The organism is Specibacter sp. BI4 (assembly GCF_056680095.1).
The window spans coordinates 921,935-937,685 of the sequence record NZ_CM155265.1; the positions used below are offsets into that span (position 1 = coordinate 921,935).

General features: G+C 66.6%; 15 protein-coding genes. 10 read left to right on the top strand and 5 right to left on the bottom strand.

Going from position 1 to position 15,751, the window contains the following annotated elements; translation table 11 throughout:
• The first annotated feature begins 51 nt into the window (after nt 1–51).
• The 3 genes from AC1L6K_RS04330 (at nt 52) to paaZ (ending at nt 4,023) form a co-directional block, all read left to right on the top strand.
• Complete coding sequence (locus AC1L6K_RS04330) at nt 52–873, top strand: enoyl-CoA hydratase/isomerase family protein (RefSeq protein WP_480951496.1); 822 nt, start codon at nt 52–54, stop codon at nt 871–873.
• Nucleotides 870–1,781 carry a 3-hydroxyacyl-CoA dehydrogenase family protein gene (locus tag AC1L6K_RS04335; protein WP_480951497.1) on the top strand — a complete coding sequence of 304 codons (912 nt, stop codon included), beginning with the start codon at nt 870–872 and terminating at the stop codon, nt 1,779–1,781. The genes AC1L6K_RS04330 and AC1L6K_RS04335 overlap by 4 nt, the downstream gene beginning before the upstream one ends.
• A 67-nt stretch (nt 1,782–1,848) precedes the next feature.
• Nucleotides 1,849–4,023 carry a phenylacetic acid degradation bifunctional protein PaaZ gene (gene paaZ / locus AC1L6K_RS04340; protein ID WP_480951498.1) on the top strand — a complete coding sequence of 725 codons (2,175 nt, stop codon included), beginning with the start codon at nt 1,849–1,851 and terminating at the stop codon, nt 4,021–4,023.
• Here paaZ and AC1L6K_RS04345 read toward each other — a convergent pair.
• From AC1L6K_RS04345 to paaI, 3 genes are all read right to left on the bottom strand, one after another.
• The gene (locus AC1L6K_RS04345) at nt 4,014–6,062 is read right to left on the bottom strand and encodes an HNH endonuclease signature motif containing protein (protein WP_480951499.1); all 2,049 of its coding nucleotides are present in this window, start codon (nt 6,060–6,062) and stop codon (nt 4,014–4,016) included. The two genes, paaZ and AC1L6K_RS04345, sit on opposite strands and share 10 nt — an antisense overlap.
• Nucleotides 6,063–6,199: 137 nt before the next feature.
• Nucleotides 6,200–6,814: a TetR/AcrR family transcriptional regulator gene (locus tag AC1L6K_RS04350; protein WP_480951500.1), complete on the bottom strand. Its 615-nt coding sequence runs from the start codon at nt 6,812–6,814 to the stop codon at nt 6,200–6,202.
• Between the two features lie 24 nt (nt 6,815–6,838).
• On the bottom strand, nt 6,839–7,276 hold the full coding sequence (paaI, locus tag AC1L6K_RS04355) for a hydroxyphenylacetyl-CoA thioesterase PaaI (RefSeq protein ID WP_480951501.1): 438 nt from the start codon (nt 7,274–7,276) through the stop codon (nt 6,839–6,841).
• Nucleotides 7,277–7,508: 232 nt separating this feature from the next.
• Here paaI and AC1L6K_RS04360 point away from each other — a divergent pair, with 232 nt between their 5' ends.
• The 7 genes from AC1L6K_RS04360 to AC1L6K_RS04390 all read left to right on the top strand — a co-directional run bounded on the left by AC1L6K_RS04360 (nt 7,509) and on the right by AC1L6K_RS04390 (nt 13,067).
• Nucleotides 7,509–8,030 carry a hypothetical protein gene (locus AC1L6K_RS04360; protein ID WP_480951502.1) on the top strand — a complete coding sequence of 174 codons (522 nt, stop codon included), beginning with the start codon at nt 7,509–7,511 and terminating at the stop codon, nt 8,028–8,030.
• Nucleotides 8,031–8,103: 73 nt separating this feature from the next.
• Nucleotides 8,104–9,171, top strand: coding sequence for a 1,2-phenylacetyl-CoA epoxidase subunit PaaA (paaA, locus tag AC1L6K_RS04365; RefSeq protein WP_480951503.1), 1,068 nt, complete (start codon nt 8,104–8,106; stop codon nt 9,169–9,171).
• Between the two features lie 2 nt (nt 9,172–9,173).
• Nucleotides 9,174–9,512 carry a 1,2-phenylacetyl-CoA epoxidase subunit PaaB gene (gene paaB, locus AC1L6K_RS04370; protein WP_480951504.1) on the top strand — a complete coding sequence of 113 codons (339 nt, stop codon included), beginning with the start codon at nt 9,174–9,176 and terminating at the stop codon, nt 9,510–9,512.
• A gap of 107 nt (nt 9,513–9,619) precedes the next feature.
• Nucleotides 9,620–10,480, top strand: coding sequence for a 1,2-phenylacetyl-CoA epoxidase subunit PaaC (gene paaC / locus AC1L6K_RS04375; RefSeq protein WP_480952696.1), 861 nt, complete (start codon nt 9,620–9,622; stop codon nt 10,478–10,480).
• Between the two features lie 5 nt (nt 10,481–10,485).
• Complete coding sequence (paaD, locus tag AC1L6K_RS04380) at nt 10,486–11,037, top strand: 1,2-phenylacetyl-CoA epoxidase subunit PaaD (RefSeq protein ID WP_480951505.1); 552 nt, start codon at nt 10,486–10,488, stop codon at nt 11,035–11,037.
• Entirely contained in the window at nt 11,037–12,260 is a 1,224-nt protein-coding gene (gene paaE / locus AC1L6K_RS04385; RefSeq protein WP_480951506.1) for a 1,2-phenylacetyl-CoA epoxidase subunit PaaE, read from the top strand. Before paaD ends, paaE begins: the two co-directional genes overlap by 1 nt.
• A 9-nt stretch (nt 12,261–12,269) precedes the next feature.
• Nucleotides 12,270–13,067, top strand: a complete 798-nt coding sequence (locus tag AC1L6K_RS04390) for an enoyl-CoA hydratase/isomerase family protein (protein ID WP_480951507.1) — start codon at nt 12,270–12,272, stop codon at nt 13,065–13,067.
• A gap of 118 nt (nt 13,068–13,185) precedes the next feature.
• Here AC1L6K_RS04390 and AC1L6K_RS04395 read toward each other — a convergent pair whose 3' ends face one another.
• Both AC1L6K_RS04395 and AC1L6K_RS04400 read right to left on the bottom strand, forming a co-directional pair.
• A complete protein-coding gene (locus AC1L6K_RS04395) occupies nt 13,186–14,019 on the bottom strand; it encodes an SDR family oxidoreductase (protein ID WP_480951508.1) in 834 nt (277 codons plus the stop codon).
• Nucleotides 14,016–15,734 carry an FAD-binding oxidoreductase gene (locus tag AC1L6K_RS04400; RefSeq protein WP_480951509.1) on the bottom strand — a complete coding sequence of 573 codons (1,719 nt, stop codon included), beginning with the start codon at nt 15,732–15,734 and terminating at the stop codon, nt 14,016–14,018. Before AC1L6K_RS04400 ends, AC1L6K_RS04395 begins: the two co-directional genes overlap by 4 nt.
• Nucleotides 15,735–15,751: the final 17 nt, after the last annotated feature.

Consider the following 15,751-nt stretch of genomic DNA (forward strand, 5'->3'; position numbering starts at 1 on the left):
ATCCGGCGGATGCAAGCAACCCCGCCCCAAGCACGTCCGAAGGGTGCCTTCATGGCCGCAGGAACACAGCAGGCATTCGCGGCCGACGGCGGGCACCGCCTTGATCCCGCTGCTTTCGCTACGCTCCTGCTCACCGAAGCGGGGGACCGGGTGGCCGTCCAGCTCAACCGGCCTGCCGTCCGGAATGCCATTGATGCGCAGATGGTGGCCGAGCTGCACGCCGTCTGCAGCCATCTGGAGGCGCATCCGAAGGTGCTGGTCCTCTCCGGCATCCCGGGTGATGAGGCCACCGGCGCCAAGGGGATGTTCGCCTCCGGTGCTGACATCGCCGAGCTGCGCGATCGACGCCGGGACGACGCGCTGGCCGGCATCAACTCGGGCTTGTTTGACCGCATTGCCAGGCTGCCCATGCCGGTCATCGCCGCCCTGGACGGGTATGCGCTCGGTGGTGGTGCCGAGCTGGCCTACGCCGCGGACTTTAGAATCGGCACCCGGGCCCTGCGCATGGGCCAGCCTGAAACCAGCCTTGGCATCATGGCTGCCGCAGGGGCAACGTGGCGGCTGAAGGAGCTGGTGGGTGAACCGGTGGCCAAGCAGATGCTGCTGGCCGGGCGGATACTGACGGGCGAGGGCGCCCTGGCCGTGGGGCTCATCACCGAGCTGGTGGAGCAGTCCGGCTTGATGGACGCCGCGCATGCGCTCGCAGACCGGATTTGCGCGCAGGACCCGCTGGCTTTGCAGGCGACGAAGCGGGTGTTTCACGCACCCCGCGAGGCGCACCCGGAGCTCGACAACCGGGAGCAGGCCGAGTTGTTTGAATCGCCCGCCAAATTTGAGCGCATGCAGGCATTTTTGGACAAGGGGAAGAAATGACCGGCACTGATTTCCGGCCGCTGCCTGCCTTGGTCGGTGTCTTGGGTGGGGGCCGCATGGGAGCAGGGATTGCCCATGCCTTCCTGATGGCCGGCTGCACAGTTGTGGTGGTGGAGCGCGATGTCGAGGCTGTTGCCAGTGCCCGTCAGCGTGTGGAGCGTGCCGTGGCTAAATCCGTTGCCAAATCCAGGGCCAAATCAGGGGGACGGGGGCTGGCCGGCGGCTCCGGCGACGGCCGCAACGTCGGCGGTGCCAGCATCATGGAACGGCTGAGTCTTTCCACCGATTACGCTCGCTTTTCCCCGTGCCGGCTGGTGGTGGAGGCCGTGCCGGAAATACAGGATTTGAAAATGTCAGCCCTGCGTGACGTGGAGAAGCGCCTGGGCCCGGACGCTGTGCTTGCCTCGAACACCTCCTCGCTGTCAGTCACCGGGCTGGCCTCTGGATTGGTCCGTCCGGAAAATTTCCTTGGCCTGCACTTCTTCAACCCGGTGCCGTCGTCAACCCTTGTCGAGGTGGTTGCCGGCAGGCAGACAGGGTCTGACTTGGTGGCCACGGCGCAGGGTTGGGTTGCAGCGCTCGGCAAGACCGCCGTCGTGGTCAATGACTCGCCCGGCTTTGCCTCATCCCGGCTGGGGGTGGCACTGGCATTGGAAGCCATGCGCATGCTGGAGGAGGGTGTGGCAAGTGCCCAGGACATCGACAACGCCATGGTGCTCGGCTACAGGCACGCCACCGGGCCGCTGCGCACCACTGACCTGGTGGGCTTGGACGTGCGACTCGAGATTGCCGACCATCTCGCCTCCACGCTGGGCGAACGGTTTGCGCCGCCGCAGCTCCTGCGCGACAAGGTGGCCCGCGGCGAACTGGGCCGCAAGACCGGCAAGGGATTTTTCGACTGGGGCTGACAGTCTGGAACCAGCCCGCACTGCCCGAACACACCACAGGAGCCCACCCGGAGAGGACGGTTAAGCGATGGCCACCGCAACGAAAACAGAGTTTGTTCCGAGCTACATCAAGGATGCCTGGTGGACCCCGGCCGACATGCCCGGTGCCCCAATGCCCGGTGCCCCGGAGCCAGATGACCCGGTGCAAGGCGTGGAGGTGCGCGATGCCAGCACCGGGGTGGCGCTCGCCCGGGTGTCGGCCGAGGGGCTGGACTTGGCCGCCGCCGTCGAGCATGGACGCACGGTGGGGCAGGCCGAACTCGGCAAGCTGACAATTCACGAGCGCGCCCTGAAGTTGCGCGACCTGGCCGTCTTCCTCAACGGCCGCCGCCAGGAATTGTACGCAGTCTCAGCACAAACCGGCGCCACGGCGATCGACTCCATGGTGGACATCGACGGGGGCATTGGGGTGTTGTTCACCTTCTCGTCGAAGGGGCGGCGTGAACTGCCGAACTCGAACGTCATTGTGGAGGGCCCGGTGGAGGTGCTGAGCAAGGACGGTTCGTTCCTCGGCGAGCACATCTACACTCCGATCCCGGGGGTGGCGGTGCAGATCAACGCGTTTAATTTCCCTGTCTGGGGCATGCTGGAAAAGTTTGCCCCGGCCTTCGTCGCGGGTGTGCCCACCATCGTCAAGCCGGCCACGCCCAGCGGCTACCTGGCGGAGGCGGCTGTGCGCGCCATGGTGGAATCCGGGATCCTGCCCAACGGCTCGCTGCAACTGCTTTCGGGGTCGGCCCGGGGCCTGGCGGACCTGCTGGACTACCGGGACATGGTCTCCTTCACGGGCTCCGCCAGCACCGCAAAAGTGTTGCGGAGCCACCCGAACATTGCTGACGGCGGCGTCCGCTTCACCGCGGAAACCGACTCGCTCAACGCCGCCATCCTTGGCCCCGACGCCGTCCCGGGCACACCGGAATTCGACGCGTTCATCAAATCCGTCGTCACGGAAATGACAGTCAAGGCCGGCCAAAAGTGCACCTCCATCCGCCGCGTGATCGTCCCCAACGAGGTGCGCGGCGCCGTCATCGACGCCATTGGTGCCCGCCTCAGTGAACGCGTGGTGGTGGGCGACCCCCGTGCAGAAGGTGTCACGATGGGCGCGCTCGCCTCATTGGAGCAGCTCGCGGACGTCCGCGCCGCGGTGGCGGAAATGCTTGCGGCAGGCGGCGAGCTGGCGTGGGGGACCCTGGACGCGCCCGCCGTGGCTCGCGCCGACGGCTCCGTTGCCTTCGTTGAACGCGGGGCCTTCATGTCTCCGGTGCTGCTGAATTGGGCCGATGCGGAGGCACCGGCCGTGCACACCGTCGAGGCCTTTGGTCCCGTGGCCGGAGTGCTTGGCTATGACACGCACGACAGCGGCGACGTCACCGAGGCGGTCAGGCTGGCGGCACTGGGGGCCGGCTCCCTCGTGGCCACAGTGTGCACAAACGACCCCGGCGTTGCCCGGCAACTGGTCACGGGAATTGCCGCCCACCACGGCCGGGTGCTGCTCCTGAACCGTGAAGACGCACGCACCTCCACCGGCCACGGCTCACCCGTGCCACACCTGGTGCACGGCGGTCCCGGGCGGGCCGGCGGCGGAGAGGAACTCGGTGGCATCCGCTCCATCCAACACCACATGCAGCGCACAGCCATCCAGGGTTCGCCCAACATGCTCACGGCCGTGACGGGAGTCTGGCATGCAGGCGCTGACAGGACGGCCGCCGGTGACCCGGAATTTGGGGCCGTGGCAGGCACCGTCCACCCGTTCCGGAAGTCGCTGGCCGAGCTGCGCCTCGGCGACGCTTTTGCCTCCGGGCTGCGGCGTGTCACGCTGGCGGACATCACCGCCTTTGCGGACTCCACAGGAGACACGTTTTACGCCCACACCGACGCCGCCGCCGCTGAAAGAAACCCCTTCTTCCCCGGCATCGTGGCCCACGGCTACCTGCTGGTTTCCTGGGCGGCCGGACTGTTTGTGGAGCCGGCCCCCGGCCCTGTGCTGGCCAACTACGGGCTTGAATCGCTGCGCTTCATCACCCCGGTGGCTGCCGGCGATTCCATCCGGGTCACGCTCACCGCCAAGAAGATCACCCCGCGCGTGACGGACGAATACGGGGAGGTGTGCTGGGATGCGATCCTGCACAACCAAAACGGCGAGATCGTGGCCAGCTACGACGTCCTGACCCTCGTCGAAAAGGAACACACGATCTACGCCTGACGCCGGTGGTAGCGGTTGCGGCGTTCCCTGCGCAGGATGTCTGCGCTGTAGGGCGGTGTGAACCAGGCGGTGCCGCCGTCGAGCCTGACGGCCCAGCCCCTGTCATGGAGGTAGTGGTGGTGCAGGCTGCAGCACAGCACCCCGTTGTCCACGGAGGTGGCGCCGCCGTCCTGCCAGGGAATGATGTGGTGCGCTTCTGCCCAAAATGGGGGAGACATGCAGTCCGGGAACGCGCAGCCCATGTCGCGGGCCAGAAGAATCTTGCGCTGGCCGAAGGTGAACAGGCGCTGGGTGCGGCCCACGTCGAGAATGCTGCCGTTGCTGTCACGCAACAGCGGCGTGACCTCGGAAGTGCACAGCTCCGTTTCAAACAAGGCCAAGGGGACGGGGCCGCTGTATGGGGCGGTGGCGACGCCGGTGCCGTCCTTCTTGTCCAGGTCCTCCTGTGTGACCGAGAGATACAGCTGGGATTTCAGTCCGCCATTGATGGGCAGCTGGCCGGTGCGCGCAGCGAGCTGGACGCAGCTGATCAGTCCGTCGAGGAGCCGTTGCCCGTGGGTGCGCCTGTCCTTCACTGCGGGATCGGTGCTGTCGGGGTCGATCGGGTCCAATCCGTCCAGCCCGCTGTCAGAACCCGGCTCGGGCACCCACACCCCGTTGACGAGACGCGGCCACGGCTGGGAGCCGGCAGTTTCGGGCGGAGCTGTGGCGCCGGAATCCGTGGCTCCGGAACCCAGGACAGCCTCTGGGGCAACTGGGGCAACTGAAGGAGCTGGAGGAGCTGGACGGGCCGGGGCAGCTGCGAACGGGCCGGGATCATCCGGGTTGGCCTTGGGCGACCCGGAAGTCCAGATGCCGCCTGGGGGTGAACTTGCCCAGCCGTTGCCCCCTGCCGAGGAATCAAGGGTGTCACGGAACCAGAACCACTTTTCACCTGCAAAGCGGGGTGGGATTGCGTGCGGTGGCGCCTCCGGCGGCCGCGGAGGAACGTCCTCTGGTGCCAAGGGCTTGCGCCACCCTGGTCCCGTCGTTGCGAGCGGCTGGCTGGGTGGTTTTCGCCAGGTGGATCCGTCATCGCCGGTGGACGGGGTCCACAGCGGCTGCTGCGGATGCTGGACTGGCTGGTCCTGTCCGGCGGTGGCCAGCATTTTCTCCAACAGATCCGTTTGCCCGGGCACGGGCTGCATCGATCCGTCTTGTGGGTCGTGGTCCGGCTGCTTGGGGCTGCTGGACCAGCCGATGCCGGCCATCAGGTGTTCATACTGGGGGATGGTCATGAACCCATCGATGTGGACCAGTCCCTTCCGCGGCCGCCGGAAAAAGATGCCCTGCTTGGCCACCAGGTCGGCCTCGGAGGGTTTTTGACCATCGGGGTCCAGCAACGACAGGGCGTGCCTGCCAAGGATGCGCAGAATGTCGGGCGGTTCATCCTCGGCTTGCCGGGCAAGCATCGCCTCGAGCCCCTGGGGCGTGCCCTCGGGGATTCGCCCTGCGTCGGCAAGCCGGGCGGCCTCATCGACAAATCCGGAAATGATGAGGGCTTGTTCGGCGGAAATGCGTCCGGTGAACAGGGCCGAACCAAGAATTGGTTGGCTTGGCGTCGGCGCCGCCTGTGCCAGCGGGTCGGTGCTGGTCAGGAAATGTTCGGCCAGCCGGATGCGGCGGGCAGCCTCGGCCCGGCTGAGCATCAGGGAGGAAGTCAGCAGTTCGGCAGGATTCCGGGCGCAGGCCTCTTCATACCGCCCGGCATGGACGCGGTCCGACAGTTCCCCTGCCGCCTGGACAAGCAAGCCTTGGAGGTGCCTGTTCAGATGTTCCAAATTCTGCGCCCAGGCCGCAGCCTCATCATCGCTCAGCGAGCCAAGATCCATTCCCAGGGGCGCCGAAACGAGGGGCTGTTCTTCCTGCGTGGCGTGTTCGGATGCGGCGGTCCGCACCAGGGCTTCGGCAAGGCCCAGCAGCTGGTGAATGTGTTCACCAGCAACGCTGCCGTGCTGTGCGGAGCCGGGATGTCCCGGCACCTGTGCCGTTGCTTCCATGTCTCAAATTTTACCCAAAGGGCCTGACATTCTACGACGAAAGAAGCGTTTTGTGGATAACTCTCGAATCTAGTCGAACTGTGGAGGAAAGTCCCGGCGAAATTGGTGCCGCCCGCTCACTGTCTCTACTGCTTCCGCTATCCCCGCAGGCCCTGAAAGGACATGGCGATGACGTCGTCGGCGAGCTTCTGGACGGACAGGCTACCGCCGGGCTTGTACCATTCCACGATCGAGTTGATGGTGCCGAACAGCAGCCGGGTAATGGTGCCGGGCGCGATGTCGGTGCGCAGTGAACCGTCTTGTTGTGCAGCCGAAACCAGTCCGGTGATGGTGCGGTCAAAGGCGCGGCGCCGGGCCAGGGCATCACGCTCCATCTCGGTGTTGCCGCGCAGCCGCAGCAGCAGGGTCACAAACGGCAGCTTTTCCACGAGCACCGCGATTGTCCCCCTGAGCACAAACTCAAGGCGGGAGTCGGGCGCCCCGGTACTGGCGCCGTCGAGCATTAAAATGCCTTCCAGACCGCCCAGGGCCTCCTCGAGGGCGAGTCGCAGCAGCTCTTCCTTGGACGGGACATGGTGGTAAATGGCGGACTTGGAGATGCCCAGGTGCCCGGCCAGGATCCCCATGGAGGCGGCCTCGTAACCGTGCTTGTTGAACACCTCGACGGCGATCCGCAGCACTGACTGCTGGTTGTAGCCGGGCCTGCCCCGCTTGGACGAGGTGGCGTGGGCTGCTGGGGCGGGGTTGGGCATGGTTCCTAGTTTCTCACGGCCGATTCACTTCACGTGCTTGTTGGGAACGGTCCGGCTGCGGCCCCGAAATTCAGCCACCACTGTTGAAATGCCGCCGTCACCGGCCGTGACCTGGACGTCGTACAGGCCGCTGCGGCCCTGCTGCTGGCGGCGGTTGGCGACGGCGGTGAGGCGTTGGCCAGTGTGGGTCGGCGCCAAAAAATTAACGTCGACGCCGGAGGCAACCGTCACGAAACCGGCGTCGCCCTGCGCGGGGTTGCAGGCCAGGGCAAATGCGGAATCCGCGAGGGCGAAGACCATTCCCCCGTGGGTGACGCCAAAGCCGTTCATCATTTCAGGGCGCAGGGTCATGGCAATGGTCGCGTGGCCGTCCCCGAGCCCCAGCACCTCAATGCCCAGCCATTCGGATGCGCTGTCCTTCGCCAGGAGATGGTGCTGTGGTGCGACCCCGTTGGATGTCATCTGCCGCTCCTCGCTTTTATTACCGAATGTTCATTAGGTAATACCCTTCGTCGCCGCCTGTCAACCCACCGGTCAACCCGCCGACTGCTTCTCAACGAGGCGGCCCATGGCGCCGGCGCAAGTGCCGGACTGTGAGGTCTTGCGGGGCTGGAGTCCACAAACAATACTGGAGGGGAACCGACGGGCGGGCCGGCATTGGTGGTCGGATCGCGTCCCTCCTGAGGAGCTTGGTATGAGCACTGGACACGATGCCGTGCACAACCCGCCAGCGCCGCAAACGCTTTTTGCCCGGCGCCTGAACCTGCTTTTGGATGCGGTGGCGGTGCAGCGGGGCCGCCCCGTGACGTTTCTCGAGGTGAAGCAGGCATTGGCCGAACGCGGGGTCCCCATGTCGCGGGCGCGCTGGTTCTATATGAAGGACGGCACCAGGGTTGTGGTCAAGAACAAGGACGTCCTGACTGCGATCTGCGAGATGTTCGACGTCGATCCGTTGTTTTTGATCGATCTGGACTCCATCCCATTCCCGTCGCCCCTTGAGGCCAGGCTTGACGCAGTCAAGGCACTGCGGGCGGCACGGCTGCTGGCCTTTGCCGAACGCATGCTGGCGGACGTGGCTCCGGAAACGCTGGTCGACATCACCGAATGCCTGAACCGCGGCATCCCTGCAACGGGGAGCGCCGGGGCGGCGTGGGGCGGCCAAATGCCCCAGATGCACTGGCCCAGGGAGCAAGGCGCGCTCCCTGAAGATCATTGACGGGGTTGTCGGCCACGCGATATCCTGAACGAACGGTCGGTAATTAATGCCGGCATCACTACGAGGAGTTGCCATGGCGCAGATCGTGCAGCCCGGGGGCCGTCCCGCACGAAGTGAAGGGCTGGCTGGCGCGCCCGCTGCAGGGCCGTCACGGGAAGACGGAGCCATTAACGAAGATGAAGCTGCCGTTGCAGGGCAGGCCAACTTCGACCGGATCATCGCCAAGGATTCCCGCGTGGAACCCAAGGATTGGATGCCGGAGAACTACCGCCACGCACTGGTGCGCCAAATCTCCCAGCACGCCCACTCTGAAATCATCGGCATGCAGCCCGAGGCCAACTGGATCACCCGCGCGCCAAGCCTCAAGCGCAAGGCCATCCTGATGGCCAAGGTCCAGGACGAGGCCGGACACGGGCTCTACCTGTACTCTGCCGCAGAGACGCTCGGCACCACGCGCGACGACATGATGGCCGCTCTGGTGGCCGGCAAGGCCCGCTACTCCTCCATTTTCAACTATCCGACCCTGACGTGGGCGGACATGGGTGCCATCGGCTGGATGGTGGACGGCGCCGCCATCTGCAATCAGGTGCCGCTGTGCCGGGCCTCGTACGGACCGTATGCGCGGGCCATGGTCCGGGTCTGCAAGGAGGAGTCGTTCCACCAGCGCCAGGGCTTTGAAATCTTGCTGGAGCTGGCCAATGGCACTCCGGAGCAAAAGGAAATGGCCCAGGATGCCGTCAACCGCTGGTACGCACCGTCGCTGATGATGTTTGGCCCGCCGGATGACGACTCACCCAATTCCAAGCAGTCAATGGCCTGGAACATCAAGCGCTTCAGCAATGACGAGCTTCGCTCCCGCTTTGTCGGGATGCTGGCCGAGCAGGCCAAGGTGCTGGGGCTGGCACTGCCCGATGACAGGGTCCGGTTCGACGAAGACACCGGAAAATGGGAGCACGGCCCGCTCGACTGGGCGGAGTTCAAGGAAGTCCTGGCCGGCCGGGGCCCCTGCAATGCGCAGCGCCTGGAACGCCGCCGGGCAGCCCATGAGGACGGTGCCTGGGTGCGCGAAGCTGCTGCCGCCTACGCCGCCAAACAGGAGGCCCGCACCCACCAGGCAGCCCAGTCAACGGAGGCTGCGTAGCCATGTGCCCTGCCGAAAATTCACCCGCAGAAGGCACGACGCCGGCACCCTCCCCGGGTGCCCCCGCCTGGCCCCTGTGGGAGGTCTTCGTCCGCTCAAACCGCGGATTGAGCCACGTCCACGCCGGTTCGCTGCACGCCCCCGACGCGGCGATGGCGCTGCGCAATGCCCGCGACCTGTACACCCGACGCAATGAGGGCGTGTCCATTTGGGTCGTCCCGTCGGGTGCCATTGCCTCCTCCGACCCTGATTCCAAGGGGTCCTTCTTTGAATCCCCCCAGGGCAAGGACTATCGGCACGCCACCTATTACACGAAGAGCGAAGGGGTGAAACACCTGTGATCCCCACCGGCTCCCAACCCTCGCAAGCTCACGTCGGGTCCCTCGCCGGCGTGGGCCCATCCACCGGCTCCCAACCCTCGCAAGCTCAGGCCGGGTCCCTCGCCGGCGTGGGCCCATCCACCCCTTATGCACTGGGCGACTCCTCGGCCTCAGCCACCCGCATCACCCCCGGCTTTGCGCTGCGCCCGGAGGACATTGCGCTCGCCGCTGCGCAGGGCACGGCGAAGCCCAGCGAGGACACTGCCGAGTATGCGCTGCGCCTGGGCGACGATGCGTTGATCCTCGCACAGCGGCTGGGACACTGGATTTCCCGCGCCCCGGAGCTTGAGGAAGACGTGGCGCTGGGCAATATCGCCCTTGACCAGCTGGGCCATGCCCGCTCCTTCCTCAGCTATGCAGGGGCCGCCTGGGGCAAGACGGAAGACGAGCTCGCCTACTTCCGCCGGGAAACCCAGTTCCGTTCCGTGCACCTCTTCGAGCAGCCCAACGGCGACTTTGCCGCAACCATTGCCAGGCAGTTCATCGCGGCCAGCTACCAATTCCCGCTCTATCGCGCGCTCAGCAACTCCACCGACCCCATGCTGGCCGCCATCGCGGCCAAGGCGGTCAAGGAGGTTGACTACCACCTGGACCACAGCACCCAGTGGGTCCTGCGGCTTGCCGGCGGCACCGCTGAATCCCGGCGCCGCATGGAGGCCGGAATCAAGGTGATGTGGCCTTTTGCCGGTGAGCTCTTTGAGGACGATCCGTTGACAGCGCGGCTGGGCGGGGCCGCCGTCGTGCCTTCATCCCTGGCGGCGGAGTTTGGCCGGACCACCGGGGCCGTCCTGGCCGAGGCGGAGCTGGACGTGTCGAGGCAGCCCATGGCCACCGGCGGCGGGCGTCGCGGGCAGCACTCCGAATACCTGGGGTTTGTGCTGGCCGAGATGCAGGTGCTGGCGCGAGAATTTCCGGGGGCGGGCTGGTGACGGCGATGGCAACGCGGGCGCACCTGACCCACCAGCAGGCCTGGGACGTGGCCGCGGCCGTGTGCGACCCCGAAATTCCCGTGCTCACCATCGCCGATCTGGGCATCCTGCGCAGCGTCGACGTGCGCAGTGTCGGGATGCACGACGGCGGCGGGCCGGGTGCCGTCGCCGGCAAGCCCGCCGTGCAGGTCACCATCACGCCAACCTATTCCGGCTGCCCTGCGATGGAGGCCATCCGGGACGACATCCTGGCCGCCTTTGCCCGGGCCGGCTGGCCCGACGTGGAGGTGGTGACGGTGCTGTCCCCGGCATGGACCACCGACTGGATGAGCGCCGCGGGCCGGGCCAAGCTGGAGGAATACGGGATTGCCGCACCCAGCGGCCAATCGCGCGCCGGCGGCCACAGCGGCCCGGTGCGGCTGGCGCTGCAGGTGAAATGTCCGCAATGCCGCTCGCTCAACACCAGGGAAATTACCCGCTTCGGTTCCACCTCCTGCAAGGCACTCTACGTGTGCCAGGAGTGCATGGAACCGTTCGACTACTTCAAGGTGCTCTGATGAGTGTCCCCGTTGACGCTGCGGCCAGGCGCCGGGCCTCCTTCCACGCACTCACTGTCAGCGCGGTCCGCCGCCTCACCGAAGACGCCATCGAGGTCAGTTTCGCGGTCCCGGCGGAGCTGGCAGGGCGCTACGACTATCTGCCCGGCCAGTATGTGGCCCTGCGTGTTCAGCGCCCGGACGCCGACGGGGTGGTCCGGGAGGTGCGCCGCAGCTACTCCATCTGCGCCGTGCCGACAGAATTTGCCGACGGCAGCTCGGAGCTTCGCGTGGCCATCAAGCGCGACATTGGCGGGGAGTTCTCCACCTGGGCCAACGCCGAACTGGCCGCGGGCGCCGTCATGGAGGTCATGAGCCCGATGGGGGCATTCATTTCCAGGCACGCCTCCGGCACCTCCCCAGCAGCCAGTTCCGGCCCGGACGTCGCCAATGTGCTCAACAGCATGAACCACCCGGAGGCGCTGGCCGGCCGTGCCGGAACATATGTTGCCATTGCTGCGGGCTCCGGCATTACGCCTGTCATGGCGCTCGCACGGTCGCTCCTGGCGGGCAACGCCGCGAGCTGCCTTGACCTTGTATACGCCAACAAGGCCACCATGGACGTCATGTTTCTGGAGGAATTGGCCGATCTGAAGGACAGGTATCCACAACGCTTCGCCCTGCACCATGTGCTCTCCCGCGAACAACGCATCGCGCCCCTGATGAGCGGGCGGCTCGACGCGGAGAAACTTGAGATCCTGCTGGACACCGCCATCCACGCCGACGACGTCGACGAATGGTTCCTCTGCGGCCCCTTTGACCTGGTCCAGCTTTGCCGGGACGTGCTGGCAGCCCGCGGCGTGCCGCGCGAACGGATCCGCTTTGAACTGTTCAGCACCGGCCGCCCCGACCGTCCCGAGGGCCAGTCCGGCCGGCCGGTCCCGGTGGATGAATCCGAGGAAACATACCAGATCACGTTCACCCTCGACGGGCTCACCGCTGACGTGCGCAGCCCGGTCCACGCCCGCGAATCCATCCTCAATGCCGCCCTGCGCGTACGGGCCGACGTCCCGTTCGCCTGCGCCGGCGGCGTGTGCGGCACCTGCCGGGCAAGGCTCGTGTCGGGCAAGGTAGAGATGGAGGAAAACTATGCGCTGGAGCCGGAGGAGCTTGAGCGCGGCTACGTCCTCACCTGCCAATCCCGGCCCACCACCCCCGCCGTCAGCGTTGACTACGATGTTTGAGGAGTTCCCGTGATTGAACTGAGCATTGCCGACGGCGTGGCCGAGATTGTCCTGAATGCCCCGCACAAACTCAATGCGCTCGACGGGGCAGCCCTCGCGGAACTGTCCAAGGCGTACGACGACGCCGCTGCCGCCGCGACCCTGGCTGCCGGCTCACCGGGAAGCGTCCGGGCGCTGCTGCTCCGGGGTGCCGGACGGGCGTTTTGTGCTGGCCGCGACATTGCCGGGGTGGAAGCCGCCGCCGACGATGTCAGCGGCTACCTTGACGGGCTCCTGACCCCGCTCCTGCAGAAGATGAGCACCTTCCCGGCGCCAACCTTCGCCGCTGCGCAGGGTGCCTGCCTGGGTGTGGGACTGGGCCTGCTGATCGCCACGGACGTGGTCTACGCGGCTGAAAACGCCAAGATCGGTTCCCCGTTCGGCAATCTCGGCGCCACGCTGGATTCGGGCGGGCACTGGCTGTTCACCGAAACTCTGGGCGCGCACCGCACCCTTGACCTCATTTACACCTCCGATTTGATCAGCGGCACGGAGGCAGTTGCCGCCGGGTTGTTCAGCCGGGCCATCCCGGGGGAGGGGCTGTTGGGCTTCACCCGTGCCGCGGCGGCCAAGGCGGCCACCGGGCCTACCCAGGCGTTCAACGCCAGCAAAACCCTCGTGGCAGCGATCCGGGAGCGGCGGCTGGGACTGTGGGACGCCGTCGTGCTTGAAAACAAGGCTCAGGCAGAACTGTCCAAAACAGCCGACTATGCGGAGGGTTTTGAGGCGTTCACGGCCAAGCGGAAACCGGGTTTCACGGGTCGTTAGCGGGGTTCGCCGGCAGCAAATCGATGGCCGTCCGCCCCGGTTGGCGAATATCTTCACCGTGTACAAAGGCCTCCACGAGGCGGGCGGCGATTGCCCCATCCTCGCAGCTTTTGGCCCCTTATTTCCGGCCCGTGAAGTGCTCCATGGACTTGTAGACGCCAAATACGCGCCCGGCCACGACGTCCCAGGCGGCGGTCGGCAGGACTCCGCGCAGGGCGGTGCTCAGTTTCACCGTCCACGGCATCATCAGCATGGGGGTGCCCTCCTTCATGGCCCGCCACACGCGCTCCGTCACGGCGGCCGGTTCCATGAGCGGGGTCATGAGCGGCCCTCGGGCCCCGTCAAACATGCCGGTCTTGATGTAGGACGGGCAGAACGTTGTCACCTTGATGTGGCCGTGGCCCGCCTGTTGCAGTTCCAGGCGCAAGGAGTCGCTCCACCCGATCACGGCCCACTTGGAGGACGAATAAACGCTCATGCGCGGGTTGGCGAGCAGCCCGGCCGCGGAGGCCACGTTGACGATCCTGGACGTTCTGCCGCCTTCGATCATGGCCGGCAGGAATTCGCGGGTGATGTGCATCAGGGCCAGCGTGTTGATGGCCATGGTTGCCGCAATGTCGCTGCGCTGGTCGTGCTCCCAAAAGTACTTGCCGCGCACAATGCCGGCGTTGTTGATGAGAATGTCGGGGGTGCCGACGTCGTTGCGCACCTTCTCCGCGGCTGCCTCGATGGCCTCCAGCTTGCTGACATCGACCACATAGCTGTGGATCTGCGAGCCCCTGCCGGCCAGTTCGGCGACCGCCGCCGCCAGCTGCTCCTCGTTGACATCCCACAGGACCACGTGGGCGGCGTGGTCGGCAACCGCCAGCTGCGCGTACATCCTGCCCATCCCCATGGCGGCTCCGGTGATCAGGACGGTTGCATTGGCAAGGGATTCGATGGTGCCGTTCATTGCTGCTCCTTGGGGCTGGGTGTGCTGGGTTGCGGGGCTGCGGCGTGCTGCGGGGAACCGGCGGGGATGAGCTTGCCGGGGTTCATGATGCCCTCGGGATCGAGCGCGTCCTTGATGCCGGCCAGCACCTTGATGCCGAGGCTCCCGATTTCTGCGCCCAGGTAGGGGGCATGGTCCATTCCCACGGCGTGGTGGTGGGTGATCGTGGCGCCGGCCGCAAGGATCGCCTGTGACGCGGCCGCCTTCACCCGGGCATTTTGCGCCAAGCCGTCCTCCTCCAGCCCGGACAGGAAGGTGAAGTAGAGCGAGGCGCCGTCGGAGTACACATGGGAGATGTGCGTCTGGACGAAGGCACCCGCGCCGTCGTGTCCCAGGGCGTCGAGGATGGCCTGCCGGACACTGCTGTAGGTTTCCTCAACCCGGCCCCAGGTCGCGGCGGTTTCAAGTGTTTCCACGTAGACGCCGCGGGTCAGCAACTCGTCGCGCAGGTACGGGCCGCTGAACCTCCCGTGTTCCCAGGCCTTCCCCGGCAGCGGCCCGAGCGGGATGCCTCCGGCCCGGCGCAGGATCCGTGCGCTGCGGCGCCTGCGCGCCCGGATCTGTCGGCTCTCGCCTTCCCAGACAAAGAGTGCCAGGGCCGGCGTCTTTTGGCCGCGGACCGAGAGGTAGCCCGAGAGCGCCCCGGTCTTCCACCCGCCGAGCTTAAAGGTTGACGCCGTCTCATCCGTGTCGCTCAACCTGCAGACGTGCGGCATGTCGCCGCGGGCGCCGTCGTGCCTGAGCTGGCGCATGGCGTCGGCCCCGGCCGCAAACGACGGGAAGGACCAGGCGCCGTAGACCTTGTCAGCGGGTGCCGGGGACACCTTCAGCGTGGCACTGGTGATGACGCCCAGGGTGCCCTCGCTGCCGACGACGACGTCGAGCAGCTTCGGCCCTGCGGCCGTGCCGGGTGCGGGGGAGCCGGCGGTGAACGGTCCCGCGGGCGTCTCGAGGCGGGCGCTCTTGACCATCTCGTCCGAGCGGCCGTAGCCGGTGGAGGACTGGCCGGAGGAGCGGGTCGCGACATAGCCGCCCAGCGTCGCCTCCTGGTGGCTCTGCGGAAAATGTCCCAGCGTGAAGCCGTGCGGGGCCAGTGCCGCCTCGATGGCAGGGCCCCTGATGCCGGCCTCAAACGTTGCCGTGCGGGACACCGGGTCAAGGCTCAACAGCCGGTCCATGCGCCGCATGTCAAGGGTGATGACGCCGTCGAACCGTCCGCGCAGGGGCTCCACGCCGCCCACCACCGACGTGCCGCCGCCAAACGTAACAACCGCCAGTTTTCGTTTCACGCACAGGGCCAGGATTTCGCCGACCTCTTCGCTGCTGCCGGGGAAGACGACGGCGTCCGGCGCGTCGAGCGCGTCGCCGCTGCGGCGCCGCAGGAGGTCCGGCGTGCTCTTGCCGCCGGCGTGCAGAATGCGCTCAGTTGCATCCGTTGAGACGTGCTCCGCCCCCGTGACGGCCCGGAGTTCGGCCAGCACCTCGTCCCCAACGCTGACCGGTCCGACCCGGACGTCGTACAGGTCAACGGGCGGGTGGCTGGGCGCAACAGTGGACAGCCGGAGCGTGCGGCGCAAATACTCGAGGGCGCCGGGTGCCAGGGGTTTGGCGCGTGCCGGGTCACCCCAGCCGTACCAAACCGAGCGGGGAATTTCTTCTGTGAGATGCGTCACCATGAGATACAGTGTGACAC